Origin of the sequence: Streptomyces roseirectus, assembly GCF_014489635.1 — a bacterium.
Lineage (GTDB): Bacteria > Actinomycetota > Actinomycetes > Streptomycetales > Streptomycetaceae > Streptomyces > Streptomyces roseirectus.
Genome location: NZ_CP060828.1, coordinates 7819002 through 7833308 on the forward strand (window position 1 = coordinate 7819002; position 14307 = coordinate 7833308).

Genomic DNA, 14307 nt, shown 5'->3' on the forward strand with positions numbered 1-14307 from the left:
GGGCGGGGTCAGCCCGTGTGGACCCTGGGACGGCGGGCGCGGTCGGGTTCGGCCTCGCGGAGGACTTCCCGGGTGACCGGGGCGACCTCGCCCTGGCCGAAGAGGAAGAAGCGGAGGAAGTTGGTGAAGGGGCCGCCCTCGGTCCACTCGAAGTAGATGTGCGGGGTGCGGTCGGTGGAGTCGCGGATGTGCAGGAGGAGGGCGGCGAGGGCGTTGGGGATGGAGGAGTGCTCCAGGGTCAGGACGCGGTAGCGGTTGTGCAGGACCTCGCCGCGCACGGTGAGGCTCGCCTCGAACTCGGAGGGGTCGGTGACGGTGACCTCGACGAAGACGTAGTCCTCCTGGCCGGGGATGTCGTTGTCCTCGCGGATCTGCTCGACCTTCTCGCGGTACTCGGCGATGTCGCGCCGGTCGGGCTCGTTGGCGATGAGGCGGATCTTGCGGCTCGCCATGTCCCGGACGAAACGTTCCGCCATCGGGTCGAGGGTGACGCTCGTGACGCGCAGCTCGAAGGCGCGGGCCAGCCGGGAGAGCAGGGAGAGCAGGATGATGCCCGCGATGAAGCAGGCGCCGATCTTGACGCCGTCCGGGCGTTCGATGACGTTGACGACCGTCGTGTAGAGGAAGACGGCCGAGATGACGGCGAAGCCGATCGTCCAGTTGCGCTGGCCCGCCTTGTGCGCGGCGATGGTCACGGCGATCGCGGCGGAGCTGATGAGGACGAGGACGCCGGTGGCGTAGGCGCCGCCCTGGGCGTCGACGTCGGCGTCGAAGATCCAGGTCACCAGGAAGGCGACCAGCGTGAAGACGATGACCATGGGGCGCACGGCGCGGGCCCAGTGCGGGGCCATGCCGTAGCGGGGCAGGTAGCGCGGCATCAGGTTGAGCAGGCCGGCCATCGCGGAGGCGCCGGCGAACCAGAGGATGGCGATGGTCGACACGTCGTAGACCGTGCCGAAGACGCCGCCGAGGTAGTCGTGGGCGAGGTAGGCGAGCGCGCGGCCGTTGGCCTGGCCGCCGGTCTTGAACTCGTCCTCGGGGATGAGGAGGGTGGTGATGAAGCTGGTCGCGATGAGGAAGCCGCTCATGATCAGCGCGGCGGTGGTGAGGAGCTTCTTGGTGTCGCGGATGCGGCCCGCGGGGTGTTCCTCGGTGTCGCCCGGGTCGCCCTTGACGTTGGGCATGACCGCGACGCCGGTCTCGAAGCCGGAGAGGCCGAGGGCGAGCTTGGGGAAGACGATCAGGGCGACGCCGACCATCGCGAAAACGTTTCCGTGCTCGGTGGTCAGCGCGCTGGACCAGTCGGTGATCACATGGCCGGCCGTGACGACGTGCCACAGGCCGACGGCGACGACCACGACGTTCAGCGCGAGGTAGACGCCGACCAGGACCACCGCGACGCCGATCGCCTCCAGGAACCCCTTGAGGAAGACCGCGCCGAGCAGCGCGACCAGGAACAGGGTGATCAGCATCTGGTGGTCGTGCAGGACGCCGGTGAGGTGGGGGTTCTCGACGAGGTGGGTGGAGGCGTCGGCGGCCGACAGGGTGATGGTGATGAGGAAGTCGGTCGCGGCGAAGCCCAGCAGGGTCAGGACGAAGAGCTTGCCCTGCCAGAAGGAGAGCAGCCGCTCCAGCATCGCGATCGAGCCCTCGCCGCGCGGGCTCTCCTCGGCGACCCGGCGGTAGACCGGGAGCGCGCCCGCGAGGGTGACGATCACGAGGACGATCGTCGCGATCGGGGAGAGCAGACCGGCGGCCAGGGCGGCGATGCCGGGCTGGTAGCCGAGGGTGGAGAAGTAGTCGACGCCGGTCAGGCACATGACGCGGTACCAGGGCTGGCCGTGGTGCGCCGGCTTCGCCGAAGCCGTCGGGCCGTCTGGGCTGGCTGGATTGTCGGGGTCCCCGGGGCCTCCGGAGTCGCCCGGCTTCCCGGTGGACGGCTGACCCTGGTGGCCCTTGCCCATGTCGGACAGGCCCTCCAGCATCCAGGCCCGCAGGCGGCTGGGGGCCGGTCGTTCGGTCGTGGCCATCGGCGTCTGCTCCAGGTGTGCGGCTCGGGGTGTGGCCATCGGGCGGACGGCGGCACCAGCGTAAGCAGAGAGTGACACGCGGGCCTGGGGTTCGGGGGTCGGTGAGCGTCAAGCTTGCGTTAAGACTGGCCTGGTCGGGGCGGGTGCCGGGCTCGTCGGGCGGATTGGGCCGGACGGGGGAGTGGCCACCCAGTGTCATGACGGGTGGAGCTGAGATTTCGTAAAGTTCGCCGCCTGAGCCGAATGTTTCGAACCGGTCTCGGTCGCCGTCCGTGGATCAGGGTGGGGAGCGTTCTCCAACTGGGCTTCTAATTGACCCCGTTCAAGGGGTTGCCTCTCTTCGGAGGCTGTCTCTAGGGTGCGGCATGCAGCGAAGCTTTCTGGATTAGCTCCGAAACTTTCGATCTACCGAGGAGAGCACAATGGGCGACCCGGCACTCTCCCGCCGCGGCTTCCTGGGAGCCTCCGCCGCGGCCGGCCTGGGCATGACGGCGTTGAGCGGTTGCGGCGGTGACTCGGACGGGGGATCGTCCGGGACGACCACCATCGAGTGGTGGAACATCTCCACGACCCAGCCCGCCAAGGACGTCTGGGCGGCGCTGGCCAAGAAGTTCGAGAGCCAGAACCCAGGCGTCAAGATCAAGATCGTTCAGCTGGAGAACGACGCCTACAAATCCAAGATGACGGCGCAGACCGCCTCCGGCAAGCTCCCCGACATCTTCCACACCTGGGGCGGCGGGGTCCTCAAGCAGCAGGTGGACGCCGGACTCGTCGAGGACCTGTCCGAGCGCACCAAGCCCTGGTCCGAGGGCCTGCTGCCGGTCGCGAAGGCGCCGTACCTCATCGACGAGAAGGTGTACGGGATCCCGTTCGACATCGGCATGATCGGGTTCTGGTACAACAAGGCACTGTTCAAGAAGGCCGGCATCGCGGCCCCGCCCACCACCTGGTCCGGATTCCTGGACGCCGTCCGCAAGCTCAAGGCCGCCGGCATCACCCCGCTCGCGCTCGCCGGCAAGGAGAGCTGGACCGGGATGTACTACTGGGCGTACCTCGCGATGCGCACCGCCGGGCTCGACGCGCTCAAGAAGGCCGACGCCGACAAGGACTTCACCGGCGACGGGTTCGTACAGGCCGGCCAGCACCTCCAGGAACTCGTCGACCTCCAGCCGTTCCAGAAGGGATTCCTCGGCGCCGCCTACTCCAGCCCGACCGGGCAGGCCGCGCACGTCGGCAACGCCAAGGCGGCGATGGAGCTGATGGGCCAGTGGGCGCCCACCGTCGAGGCCGACGCGGGCAAGGGCATCGGCGCCGACCTCGGGTTCTTCCCGTTCCCGGCGGTCGAGGGCGGCAAGGGCGCGATCACCGAGGTGTTCGGCGGGGGCGGCGGACACGCGCTGCGCAAGGGCGCCCCGCAGGCGGCCGTCGACTTCCTGAAGTTCTTCGCCTCCGAGGCCACCGACATCGAACTCGTCTCCAAGACCGGGGCGCTGCCGGTCGTGCCCGCCGCCGAGTCCGCGCTCAAGGACCCCAACCTCTCCGCCGTGCAGGCCCAGTTGAAGACCGCGACCGGGTTCCAGCTCTACCTCGACCAGGCGTACGCGCCCGCCGTCGGACAGCAGGTCAACGACAGCGTGGCCGGGCTCATCGCCGGGTCCAAGTCTCCGCAGCAGGTCACCCAGGCGATCACGAAGACCGCCAAGGACGAGCAGTGACCTCGACGTTCGTCAAGGACGACCGGAGCGCCGGGGCCGGTACGCCGTCCCCGGCGCCCGAAAAAGCCCGCGCCCGGCGGAAGTGGGGACACTGGTTCACCGCGTTCGCGTTCCAGGTGCCCGCGCTCGTGCTGTTCGGCGTGCTGGTGCTGCTGCCGATGCTGTTCGCGGTGTACGCGTCCTTCTTCCGCTGGGGCGGGTTCGGCTGGCCGTCCGAGGCGATCGGGTTCGACAACTACACACGGCTGCTGAAGGACGACGTCTTCCTCGGCGACCTGTGGCGCGGGGGCCTGCTGATCGGGCTCTCGGTCGGGCTGCAACTGCCGTTCGCGCTCGCCCTCGCCGTCGCGCTCAACCAGAAGCTGCGCGGGCGCGCCGTCTACCGGATGCTGTTCTTCGCGCCGTACATCCTCTCCGAGGCGATCACCGGCATCCTGTTCGGCATGCTGTTCGCGCCCGACGACGGGTTCGCGGACCAGGTCCTCAGCAATATCGGGCTGGGCGGGCTCGGTGGGAAGTGGTTCTCCGACACCTCCACCGTCCTCGCGACGCTGTTCCTCGTCATGATGTGGAAGTACTTCGGCTTCCACATGATGCTCTACCTCGCCGGACTCCAGTCCATCCCGGCCGAGTTGAAGGAGGCCGCGCTCATCGACGGGGCCGGGCCCTGGGAGCGGTTCCGCCACATCACGCTGCCGCTGCTCGCCCCGACCCTGAAGATCAGCGTGTTCCTGTCGGTGATCGGCGCGATCCAGCTCTTCGACCTGGTCTGGGTCACCACCAGCGGCGGGCCCGACCACCACTCCGAGACCATGGCCGTGACGCTGTTCCAGTACGGCTTCAAGCGCTACCAGGTGGGCTACGCCAGCGCGATCAGCGTCGCGATGTTCGTCATCAGCCTCGTTTTCGCCCTCGTCTACCAGCGCTACGTCCTGCGCCGTGACCTGGAGGGAGCCACCACGACCATGCGAGGAGGCGGCTCATGAAGAAGAACCTGCGCAATCTGCCGGTGCACGTCGTACTCGTCGTGGTCGGCGCCCTGATGGCCGTGCCGCTGCTGTACGCGGTGCTGTCCGGGTTCAAGACCACCGACGAACTCTCCCGCAACCCCGTCGGGCTGCCCGAGAAGTGGGTGACCTCCAACTACACCGACATCCTGGGCTCCAGCTCCTTCTGGCAGATGGTCGGCTCCAGCACCTTCATCGCGATCGTGACGGCCGTGGCGGTGGTCGGGGTGTCGGCGCTCGCCGCGTTCTCCTTCGCCCGGTTCGCCTTCCGGGGGCGCGAGGCGCTGTTCACGCTGTTCACGATGGGGCTGATGTTCCCCTTCGCGGTCGTCGCGCTGCCGCTGTTCCTGCTGCTGCGCTCGCTCGACCTGCTGGACAACCCGCTCGGGGTGATCCTGCCGCAGGCCGCGTTCGGGATCCCGGTGACCATCGTCATCCTGCGCGGCTTCTTCCGGGAGATCCCGGCGGAGCTGGAGGAGGCGGCCACCCTGGACGGCTGCGGGCCGCTCGGGTTCTTCTGGCGGGTGCTGCTGCCGATGGCGCGGCCTGCCCTCGGAACCGTCTCCGTCCTTGCCGTGGTGGGGAGTTGGAACAACTTCCTGCTGCCGCTGCTCGTCTTCACCGACCCCAGCTGGTGGACGATCCCCATCGGCGTCCAGCAGTTCCAGGGCCAGTACTCCGCCGAGTACGCCCGCGTCTTCGCGTACCTGGTCCTCGCCATGGTGCCCGCCCTGGTCTTCTACTCCGTCGCCGAGCGGCAGCTCGTCGGCGGGCTCGCCGCCGGTGCCACCAAAGGCTGACCGGCAACTCATGTACGGCTCACCCCCCTTGAGGAGTCGCACCATGCTTTCGAGCACCCGTCTCAGACTCGCCGGGGCCCTCGCCGCCGCCCTGGTCGCCACCGGGATCGCGAGCGGCCCCGCCGCCCAGGCCGGGGAGCAGCGCCACAAGGCCACCCTCGCCGACCTCGCCCAGCGGCACGGCCGTTACTTCGGCAGCGCCACCGACAACCCCGAACTCACCGACGTCCCCTACACGAAGATCCTCGGTCACGAGTTCGACTCGATCACGCCGGGCAACGGGATGAAGTGGTACGCCACCGAACCCCAGCAGGGCGTCTTCGACTTCACCGCCGGCGACGAGATCGTCAACCTCGCCCGCGCCAACCACCAGAAGGTGCGCGGCCACACCCTCGTCTGGCACAGCCAGTTGCCCGACTGGCTCACCGGCAAGGAGTGGGAGGCGGACGAGCTGCGGGCCGTCCTCAAGAACCACATCCAGACCGAAGTCCGCCACTACCGGGGGAAGTTGTACGCCTGGGACGTCGTCAACGAGGCGTTCAACGAGGACGGCACCTACCGGGAGACCGTCTTCTACAAGACGCTCGGCCCCGGCTACATCGCCGACGCGCTGCGCTGGGCGCGGCAGGCCGACCCGCGCGTGAAGCTGTACCTCAACGACTACAACATCGAGGCCATCGGCCCCAAGAGCGACGCCTACTACAAGCTCGCCAAGGAGCTGAAGGCGCAGGGCGTGCCGCTCGACGGGGTCGGCTTCCAGGCGCACCTCGCCCTCCAGTACGGCTATCCGACGACCCTGGAGGACAACCTCCGCCGCTTCTCCCGGCTGGGGCTCGACACCGCCCTCACCGAGGTCGACGTGCGGATGCTGCTGCCCGCGACCGAGGAGAAACTGGCCGAACAGGCCCAGTGGTACGCCGACATGACCGACGCGTGCCTCGCGGTGCGGCGGTGCGTCGGCATCACGATCTGGGACTACACGGACAAGTACTCGTGGATCCCGGCCGTCTTCCCCGGCGAGGGGGCCGCTCTCCCCTGGGATGAGCAACTGAAGCCGAAGCCCGCCTACTTCGCGCTCCGGAACGCGCTGAAGTAGGGGGGTTTCAGGAGCGGGCTGGTGGTGCGGTGCTGGACCGCACCACCAGTTCCGTGCCCAACTCGACGCGCGGCGCGTCGGGATGCTCGTCGTGCGCCAGGCGCAGGACCGTGCGGACGGCCAACTTGCCCATGTCGGCCAGGGGTTGGCGGACGGTCGTCAACGGTGGGGCGGACCAGCGGACTTCGGGAAGGTCGTCGAAGCCGACCACACTCACCTCCTCCGGGACACGCAGGCCCCGGCGGCGCAGCGCCTCGACCGCGCCGAGCGCCATGCGGTCGCTCGCGGCGAACACGGCCGTCGGCGGATCGGGCAGGTCCAGGAGGGCGTTGCAGCCCGTGAAGCCCGACTCCGACTGGAAGTCGCCCGGGACGACCAGGGACTCGTCCACGGGGACGCCCGCGGCCTCCAGGGCGGCGCGGTAGCCGTCGTAGCGGGCGCGGGAGCACAGGAGTCTCGGCGGGCCCGCGATCAGGCCGATCCTGCGGTGGCCCAGGGCCAGCAGATGCTCCGTCGCGGCGAGGCCGCCGGACCAGTTGGCGGCGCCGATGACGGGGACGCCGTCCGCGTACGTGCCCGTCGGGTCGACGACGACCAGGGGGACGCCGAGGATCCTCAACTGCTCGTGCAGCGTGGGGTCCAGGGCCGAGGTGACCAGGATGACGCCGTCCGAGGCGCGGGCGCGGAGGTTGCGCATCCACTCGCGGGCGTCGCCCGAGCGGCCGTGGATCGCGGAGACGACCGTGCCGACGCCGGCCTGGTGGGCGACCTCCTCCACGCCGCGGATGATCTCCACCGCCCAGGGGCTGCCGAGGTCGTTGAAGACGAGGTCCAGGAGGGCGGCGCTGCGGGTCGTGACGGCCGGGGGGCGTTTGCGGTAGCCGTGCAGGCGCAGCAGTTCCTCCACGCGGGCGCGGGTGGCCGGGGAGACGTCCGAGCGGCCGTTGACCACGCGGGAGACGGTGGGCACGGAGACGCCTGCCTGGCGGGCGATCTCGGTGATCGTCACCTTGCCGTGCGGCTCGGTGTGTCCTTCCGTGCCGGTGTCCTGTGGTGCCATGTCCCCGCCCTCGCTCTGCCTTCGTCTTCCGGTAGCCGAACCGAAACTTCCAGGAGTCTTCCGGAAAAAGGGCGGAGTGGGGAGGGGTGGGGGTGGGGCGGGTTCGGTGCGGCCGGGTGGGGCGCGCGCGTCGGGTCCGGGCGGGGGCGTGCGTCGGGGCCGGCACTCTTCGGTGGCCGGCCCCTCGGGGTGTGTCGGGTGTGCTTCGTCGTCAGGCCGCTGCCACCACCCGGTTGGGGCCCAGCGGGCGGTGCGGGGCGATGACGCTGCCGTCCGGCAGCAGCTCACCGGTGTCCTCGAAGAGGAGGACCCCGTTGCACAGCAGGCTCCAGCCCTGTTCCGGGTGGTGCGCCACGAGGCGGGCGCAGTCTCGGGAGGTGGAGTCGGCTGACGGGCACGGTGGCTGGTGCTGGCACATGGAAGGGATCTTTCGCTCTGTCGTGACGGATGAAGTGACCGGTGCGGTGTGTGGATCGCGTGTCGTGTCGTTCTCGCGGCGTGAAGTGTCGTTCATGGCCGCCCCCGTTGTGATAAGTCGGTCGGAACCCAGTGTTGCTCTACGGGCGTGGATCCGCAGGGATTTCGCGGTACCGCTACTCACAGGTTCATGACGCGTCACTCGCACGGGCGGTTCAGTGCTGCCGCACGGTCACTTCGGATGGTTCGCCCTGGTCACAACGGGCTAGTCCGACAGGGTGAGGTCATGCGGGTGAGCCCAACAGGGGCGCGGGGGGCACCCGGTGGGTGAGGACCGGAAGCAACTCCGCGACGCGGTGCGGGCGATGGGCCGCGATGCCGGGCGGCGCCGGGGCGAGCGGGATCAGGACGTCGGCCGCGGCGAGGTTGCCGCTCGTGCCGTCGGACTCGTGGTCGCCGTGCAGCCAGAGCGTCAGCATGTAGAGGCCGGGGACGGACAACAGGCGGGCCTGGACGGGGAGTTCGATGGACTCGGCCTGGCGCAGGGCGCGTTCGGTGGAGTCGATGTACGGGCCCTCGAAGAAGTGCGAGAACACCCAGCCGTCCGCCGTCAGCCGGGTCTCGGCCGCGGCCACGGCCCGGTCCTGGCAGCGGATCAGGAAGCGCCAGCCGGCCAGCCGGGTCCCGGGCGTGCCCGTGACGCGCTCCAGCACGTGCAGCGGGAGCGGGAGTTCGGGGACCGCCGGGCCCTCGGCGGCCCGCAGGGACGGGGTACGGGCCTCGCGGACGGCGGTCGGGGAACCGAGGGCGGTGAGGACGGAACGCAGGGCGGGCGCGGGAGCCGGGGGGACATGCAGCGGCATGGTGGGTCGCCTCTCATTCGACAGGCAGTGGCGCGAGGGCGGGGGCGGACGGCGCTGTCAGCTCTCGGTGCTCGGGGCATGTGCGGTGTGCTCGGGGCATGTGCGGTCGGAGAGGCAGTGCCGAGGCCGGTGCGTACCGGGGGTGTGAGTGGCCCGTCGTCCGCGGCCTGAACGACTGGGCCCTTCGACCGGGCGCCCACCTTCTCCGCCTGTCGCGGAGTTTATACGATGCGTGTTCGGAGTGGGTTTCGGCTACCCGATCCCTTTCCGCTCCGCAAGTATCCATTCGGTCGGCGATACGACTGAATCATCCCGATTCAGGGTGCCGTTCCCGTCGTTCACCTGGGAAAGTCGCGCCCTCGCGGTCGGCGTATTCCCATCGGTGTTTCTCACGAGTCGCCGAGTTCCGGAAAACCAGTTCCGCGCCCCGGCTGTCGAATGTGTCACCGGTCACTTATGGGGTACTTACGGGGGACGGTCACCAGCCTAGCGGGCCCGACCCGGCGCCGGGGGCGTTATCGATCGTTCCGCTGGGCATCATCCCCCCTGACCCGGGACGCCCGGCGGCCGGGAGACCGGTCCGCCCAGCCGAGGAGGGACACTTCGTATGGGGGAGAAGGTCGTGGCAGGCGCGTTCGACCTGTCCGATCGGCAGCACTACCGCGACAAGCTCCGCCAGTGCCTCGCGGGGCTGGAGCGGCTGCTGGCCGAGCAGCGCTTCGACCGCCCCAAGAACCTCATGGGGCTGGAGATCGAGCTGAATCTCGCGGGCGCCGACGGCGCGCCGAGAATGTTGAACGGGCAGGTTCTCGAACGTATCGCCAGCCGTGATTTCCAAACAGAACTCGCCATGTTCAATCTGGAAGTGAACATCGCGCCACACCGGTTGGGCGGGCGGGTATTCGACCGGCTCGCCGAAGAACTCCGCACGTCGCTGGCATATGCCCATCGAAAGGCCGTCGAAGTCGACGCCGGAATCGTGATGATCGGGATTCTGCCGACGCTCGGGCCCGACGACCTCGTCTCCGCGAACCTCTCCGAGGTCGACCGGTACACCCTTCTCAACGATCAGATCGTCGCCGCCCGGGGGGAGGACTTCACGCTCGACATCCACGGGGTCGAGCATCTGTCCTGCACCGCGAAGTCCATCACGCCGGAAGCCGCCTGCACCTCCGTGCAGCTGCATCTCCAGGTCACGCCCGGACGGTTCGCCGACGTCTGGAACGCCGCTCAGGCCGTCGCCGCCGCGCAGGTCGCCGTCGGGGCCAACTCGCCGTTCCTCTTCGGGCGGGAGCTGTGGCGGGAGTCCCGGCCGCCGCTCTTCCTCCAGTCCACGGACACGCGGCCGCCGGAGCTTCAGGCGCAGGGGGTGCGGCCCCGGACCTGGTTCGGGGAACGCTGGATCAGTTCCGCGTACGAGCTGTTCGAGGAGAATCTGCGGTTCTTTCCGGCGTTGCTGCCGATTCGTGACGACGAGGATCCGCTCGGGGTGATCGCCGCCGGGGGGACGCCGAAGTTGGCGGAGCTCGTGCTGCACAACGGGACCGTCTACCGGTGGAACCGGCCCGTGTACGGGGTCGCCGACGGGGTGCCGCATCTTCGGGTCGAGAACCGGGTGCTGCCCGCCGGGCCCACCATCACCGATGTGCTCGCCAATGCCGCGTTCTACTACGGGGTCGTGCGGGCGCTCGCCGAGGAGTCGCGGCCGATCTGGACTCGGCTGCCGTTCTCCGCCGCCGCGGCCAACTTCGACGTTGCCTGTCGGGACGGGATCGACGCGCGGTTCGTGTGGCCTCGGCGGGGGCGGCTGGGGGGAGTGGCCGAGGTGGACGCGGTGGCGCTCGTGCGGGATGAGTTGTTGCCGTTGGCTGCGGCGGGGTTGGACGCGTGGGGGGTTGAGGCCGTCGATCGGGACTTCTATCTCGGGGTGATCGAGGAGCGGTGCCGGTTGCGGGCCAATGGGGCTACCTGGCAGGTGGCGACGTTTCACCGGGGGGTGGAGGCGGGGTTGTCCCGGGAGGAGGCGTTGGCCGCGACCACTCGGAGGTATGGGGAGTTGATGCGGGTGGGGGAGCCGGTGCATTTGTGGCCTGTGGGGGTGGGGGAGGTGGTGGCTATGGGGTGAGGGTGGGTGTGGGTGTGGGCGCCGGAGGGTTTCTCGCCCCCGCCGCCCCTACCCGTCCCATCCCCCAGGGGCTCCGCCCCTTCAACCCCACCGGGGCTCCGCCCCTGGACCCCGAGGGGTGGGAGGTGGGGCGGGTGGCTTGTGGGTGGGGGAGGCGGTGGTGCGGGGAGGGTGGGGGTGGTGAGTTGGGGGTGAGCGGGAGTGAGTGGTGCGGGGTGAGGGTGGTGGGGTGACGCGGGGGTGGGTGTGGGTGGTGGGGAGGCGGCTGTGGGTGGGTGGGGATCGGCCCTGAAGGGGCCTCGTCCTCAAGCGCCGGACGGGCTGTAGGGGGCTGGGGGAGTGGGGAGGTGCGGGTCGTGGGTGGAGGCCGGCCCTGGACGGGCCTTGTCCTCAAGCGCCGGACGGGCTGGAAAATGCTGGCCGGTGTTCAGGAGTGAGCCTGCGCTGGATGTGTTCGCCAGGGTGAGTGCGTCGGCTTGCGCGCGTCCGTCTGGGCTGGATGAGGGGCTGTGGTGGGGGTGTTTGTTGGGGGGGGAGGGGGGTGCTTGGGGGTGGGGTGGGGGGAATGAGGCAAGCTGGGGGTGTCGTTGGTGGGTGGCTTCTTCGGTTAGGGGCGGAATGGGAATGGGTGGTGTTGTGGAGGGGGAGATGGAGCGGCGGAGGTTGCGGGATGAGACCTTGTTGGTGTTGGGGGTGTCGCTCGGGGCCAGTGGGGTGTCGGCGCTCATTAGTTTTGTGGGGTCCGTTACCAAGCCGGGGGGGCTTGAGGAGCAGACCGCGACGCTCAACGGGTCGGCGGCGCCTGGGCGGCCTTGGCTGGACCTGGCTTGGCAGTTGTTCGGGATTTCGACGGCGTTGGTGCCGGTGGTGTTGGTGGCGCATTTTCTGGTGCGGGAGCGGGCCTCGTTGGGGGTGTTGGGGTTTGACAGGAGGCGGCCTTGGTTCGATCTGGGGTGGGGGGCCGGGGTTGCGGCGGTGATCGGGAGTAGTGGTATCGCGTTCTATCTGGCGGCCCGGGGGTTGGGGTTCAATCTGACCGTCGTGCCGGAGGCGTTGCCGGACGTGTGGTGGAAGTACCCGGTGCTGGTGTTGTCCGCGTTGCAGAACGCGATCCTGGAAGAGGTGATCGTTCTGGGGTATCTGCTGCGGAGGCTGGGGCAGTTGGGGTGGACCCCCGTGGGCGCGCTGGTGGGGAGTTCGGTGCTCCGGGGGTCCTACCACCTGTATCAGGGGATCGGGGGGTTCATCGGGAACATGGTGATGGGGGTTGTGTTCGTTTATCTGTACCGGCGGTGGGGGCGGGTCGGGCCGCTTGTTGTCGCGCATTCGCTGTTGGACATCGGCGCTTTCGTGGGCTACGCCCTGCTCGCCGGGAAGGTCGACTGGCTGCCGACCGCCTGAGGTCAGGCCAGCAGCCGTCCCTCGATGACCGTCACCGCACGGCCCGTGAGGAGGGTGCGGGCGCCGCGCAGGCCCGTGCGGACGCGGCCGGAGCGGGGGGACGCCTGGAGGCCGGTGAGGTCGGCGGCGTCGAGACGCTGCGACCAGAAGGGGGCCAGCGCCGTGTGGGCGCTGCCGGTGACCGGATCCTCGTCGATGCCGACGTTGGGGAAGAAGCAGCGGGAGACGAAGTCGTAGCCGCGGGCGGGGTCCTCGGCGCGGGCGGTGGCGATGATGCCCCGCGAGGAGTAGGCGCCCAGCGCCTTGTGGTCGGGGCGCAGCGCGTGGACGGCCTTCTCGTCGGCCAGCTCCACCACCAGGTCACCGACGTTCGGCCCGGTGTCGAACGCGCTCAGCACCGGTGCCCCCAGCGCCTCGGCGACTCCGTCCGGCACCTCCACCCGGGTCAGCGGGGCCGTCGGGAAGTCCAGGGTGATCGAGCCGTCCTCGGCCGGCGTCGCGGTGAGGACCCCGCTGCGGGTCGCGAAGCGGACGGGACCCTCGTGGGCGCCCGTGGTGTGCAGGACATGGGCGGTCGCGAGCGTCGCGTGCCCGCACATCGCGACCTCGGCGACCGGGGTGAACCAGCGCAGCGCCCAGTCGGCCTCGGCGTCGTCCGCGAGGGGGTGCGCGTACGCGGTCTCCGCGTGGTTGACCTCCAGGGCGATGTTCTGGAGGCGGTCGTCGTCGGGGAAGGAGTCGAGGAGGACCACGCCGGCGGGGTTGCCGGAGAAGGGGCGGTCGGTGAAGGCGTCCACGATTCTGATCTGCATGGACGTGACAGTAGGGGGTCGTGGAGCCGGGGGACCAAGGCCAATGTCGGAGAACTGGACGGAGATCGGGGAACTGGCGGATGGGACCGGACGTTGTGGTGGTAACCGGGGCGAGTGGGTTCGTCGGGACGGCGGCGGTGCGGGCGCTGCTGGAGCGGGGAGCGCGGGTCCGGGCGTTGGTGAGACGAGTGCCGGAGGAGGTGGTCGAGGGCGTCGAATGGGTGGCCGGTGATCTGACCGAGCCGGGTGCGGTGCGGGGGCTGTGCGAGGGCGCGGGGGCCGTTGTCCACCTCGCCTCGTACATCGGGGACGACGAGGCGCTGTGCCGGGCCGTGAACGTGGGCGGGACGCGGGCCGTGATGGCGGAGGCCCGTGGCGCCGAGGTGCGGCGGGTGGTGCAGCTGTCGACGGCCGCCGTGTACGGGGCCGGGCCGCATCGCGGGATCGAGGTCGGTCAGGTGGAGCCCGTGCCGGTGTCCGCCGTCAGCCGCAGCAGGCTGGCCGGGGAGCGGTTCGCGCTGGAGGCGGGAGGCGTGGTGCTGCGGCCCGGACTGGTGCTGGGCGAGGGGGACCGGTGGGTGGTGCCGGGACTCCGTGAGCTGACTCGGCGGGTGCCGGCCCGGTGGGACGGCGGGCGGGCGCTGCTGTCCGTCGTCGACGTGGCGGACCTCGGGCGGCTGATCGCCGCCCTCGCCCTCCCGGAGCCGGGGCGCGTGATCCCGTCGGGGGTCTACCACGCGAGCCATCCGGTGCCGGTGCGGATCGGGGAGCTGATCGCCGGGCTCGTCGCGCGCGGGGAGCTGGCGCCGGTGCCCGAGGTCGACTGGCCGTGGGAGGTGTGTCTGGAGCGGTTCCGGGCGAGTGGAGGGCGGGCGAGCGAGCGGCAGTTCGCGCTGGTGGGGCGGGATCACTGGTACGTGAGCGAGGAGGTGTGGCGGGTCGCGGGGTGCGATCCGGGGGAGCGGCCGGGGTGAGTCGGGG

General features: G+C 70.0%; 12 protein-coding genes. 7 read left to right on the top strand and 5 right to left on the bottom strand.

Going from position 1 to position 14307, the window contains the following annotated elements; all coding sequences use genetic code 11:
* Window positions 1–8 precede the first annotated feature (8 nt).
* Window positions 9–2030 carry an APC family permease gene (locus tag IAG44_RS33720; RefSeq protein WP_187752952.1) on the bottom strand — a complete coding sequence of 674 codons (2022 nt, stop codon included), beginning with the start codon at window positions 2028–2030 and terminating at the stop codon, window positions 9–11.
* Between the two features lie 422 nt (window positions 2031–2452).
* Here IAG44_RS33720 and IAG44_RS33725 point away from each other — a divergent pair, with 422 nt between their 5' ends.
* Genes IAG44_RS33725 through IAG44_RS33740 form a run of 4 tightly spaced genes read left to right on the top strand, consistent with a single transcriptional unit; the run spans window position 2453 to window position 6648 of the window.
* A complete protein-coding gene (locus tag IAG44_RS33725) occupies window positions 2453–3745 on the top strand; it encodes an extracellular solute-binding protein (protein WP_187750858.1) in 1293 nt (430 codons plus the stop codon).
* On the top strand, window positions 3742–4731 hold the full coding sequence (locus IAG44_RS33730; RefSeq protein ID WP_187750859.1) for a carbohydrate ABC transporter permease: 990 nt from the start codon (window positions 3742–3744) through the stop codon (window positions 4729–4731). The genes IAG44_RS33725 and IAG44_RS33730 overlap by 4 nt, the downstream gene beginning before the upstream one ends.
* Window positions 4728–5552 carry a carbohydrate ABC transporter permease gene (locus tag IAG44_RS33735; protein ID WP_187750860.1) on the top strand — a complete coding sequence of 275 codons (825 nt, stop codon included), beginning with the start codon at window positions 4728–4730 and terminating at the stop codon, window positions 5550–5552. The genes IAG44_RS33730 and IAG44_RS33735 overlap by 4 nt, the downstream gene beginning before the upstream one ends.
* Window positions 5553–5595: 43 nt before the next feature.
* Window positions 5596–6648, top strand: a complete 1053-nt coding sequence (locus tag IAG44_RS33740; protein WP_187750861.1) for an endo-1,4-beta-xylanase — start codon at window positions 5596–5598, stop codon at window positions 6646–6648.
* Between the two features lie 7 nt (window positions 6649–6655).
* On the opposite strand, the gene IAG44_RS33745 is transcribed toward IAG44_RS33740, so the two are convergent.
* From IAG44_RS33745 to IAG44_RS33755, 3 genes are all read right to left on the bottom strand, one after another.
* On the bottom strand, window positions 6656–7708 hold the full coding sequence (locus IAG44_RS33745; RefSeq protein ID WP_187750862.1) for a LacI family DNA-binding transcriptional regulator: 1053 nt from the start codon (window positions 7706–7708) through the stop codon (window positions 6656–6658).
* 211 nt (window positions 7709–7919) lie between these two features.
* Window positions 7920–8126 carry a DUF5999 family protein gene (locus IAG44_RS33750; RefSeq protein WP_187750863.1) on the bottom strand — a complete coding sequence of 69 codons (207 nt, stop codon included), beginning with the start codon at window positions 8124–8126 and terminating at the stop codon, window positions 7920–7922.
* A gap of 283 nt (window positions 8127–8409) precedes the next feature.
* Window positions 8410–8988 carry a hypothetical protein gene (locus tag IAG44_RS33755; RefSeq protein WP_187750864.1) on the bottom strand — a complete coding sequence of 193 codons (579 nt, stop codon included), beginning with the start codon at window positions 8986–8988 and terminating at the stop codon, window positions 8410–8412.
* A 607-nt stretch (window positions 8989–9595) separates the two neighbouring features.
* Between IAG44_RS33755 and IAG44_RS33760 the strand changes: the two genes are divergently transcribed.
* Window positions 9596–11113, top strand: coding sequence for a glutamate-cysteine ligase family protein (locus tag IAG44_RS33760; protein ID WP_187750865.1), 1518 nt, complete (start codon window positions 9596–9598; stop codon window positions 11111–11113).
* Window positions 11114–11731: 618 nt separating this feature from the next.
* Window positions 11732–12514 carry a CPBP family intramembrane glutamic endopeptidase gene (locus IAG44_RS33765; RefSeq protein WP_187752953.1) on the top strand — a complete coding sequence of 261 codons (783 nt, stop codon included), beginning with the start codon at window positions 11732–11734 and terminating at the stop codon, window positions 12512–12514.
* Window positions 12515–12516: 2 nt separating this feature from the next.
* On the opposite strand, the gene IAG44_RS33770 is transcribed toward IAG44_RS33765, so the two are convergent.
* Window positions 12517–13326: a PhzF family phenazine biosynthesis protein gene (locus IAG44_RS33770; RefSeq protein WP_187750866.1), complete on the bottom strand. Its 810-nt coding sequence runs from the start codon at window positions 13324–13326 to the stop codon at window positions 12517–12519.
* 80 nt (window positions 13327–13406) lie between these two features.
* On the opposite strand from IAG44_RS33770, the gene IAG44_RS33775 reads away from it, so the two are divergent.
* Window positions 13407–14300, top strand: coding sequence for an NAD-dependent epimerase/dehydratase family protein (locus IAG44_RS33775; protein WP_187750867.1), 894 nt, complete (start codon window positions 13407–13409; stop codon window positions 14298–14300).
* Window positions 14301–14307 lie beyond the last annotated feature (7 nt).

What these genes read in the sequence shown, in the direction of transcription:
- IAG44_RS33735 (WP_187750860.1), top strand. Translation starts at nt 4,728, where the DNA reads ATGAAGAAGAACCTGCGCAATCTGCCGGTGCACGTCGTACTCGTCGTG.
- IAG44_RS33720 (WP_187752952.1), bottom strand. Translation starts at nt 2,030, where the DNA reads ATGGCCACGACCGAACGACCGGCCCCCAGCCGCCTGCGGGCCTGGATG.
- IAG44_RS33725 (WP_187750858.1), top strand. Translation starts at nt 2,453, where the DNA reads ATGGGCGACCCGGCACTCTCCCGCCGCGGCTTCCTGGGAGCCTCCGCC.
- IAG44_RS33750 (WP_187750863.1), bottom strand. Translation starts at nt 8,126, where the DNA reads ATGTGCCAGCACCAGCCACCGTGCCCGTCAGCCGACTCCACCTCCCGA.
- IAG44_RS33760 (WP_187750865.1), top strand. Translation starts at nt 9,596, where the DNA reads ATGGGGGAGAAGGTCGTGGCAGGCGCGTTCGACCTGTCCGATCGGCAG.
- IAG44_RS33740 (WP_187750861.1), top strand. Translation starts at nt 5,596, where the DNA reads ATGCTTTCGAGCACCCGTCTCAGACTCGCCGGGGCCCTCGCCGCCGCC.
- IAG44_RS33770 (WP_187750866.1), bottom strand. Translation starts at nt 13,326, where the DNA reads ATGCAGATCAGAATCGTGGACGCCTTCACCGACCGCCCCTTCTCCGGC.
- IAG44_RS33775 (WP_187750867.1), top strand. Translation starts at nt 13,407, where the DNA reads ATGGGACCGGACGTTGTGGTGGTAACCGGGGCGAGTGGGTTCGTCGGG.
- IAG44_RS33745 (WP_187750862.1), bottom strand. Translation starts at nt 7,708, where the DNA reads ATGGCACCACAGGACACCGGCACGGAAGGACACACCGAGCCGCACGGC.
- IAG44_RS33755 (WP_187750864.1), bottom strand. Translation starts at nt 8,988, where the DNA reads ATGCCGCTGCATGTCCCCCCGGCTCCCGCGCCCGCCCTGCGTTCCGTC.
- IAG44_RS33765 (WP_187752953.1), top strand. Translation starts at nt 11,732, where the DNA reads ATGGGAATGGGTGGTGTTGTGGAGGGGGAGATGGAGCGGCGGAGGTTG.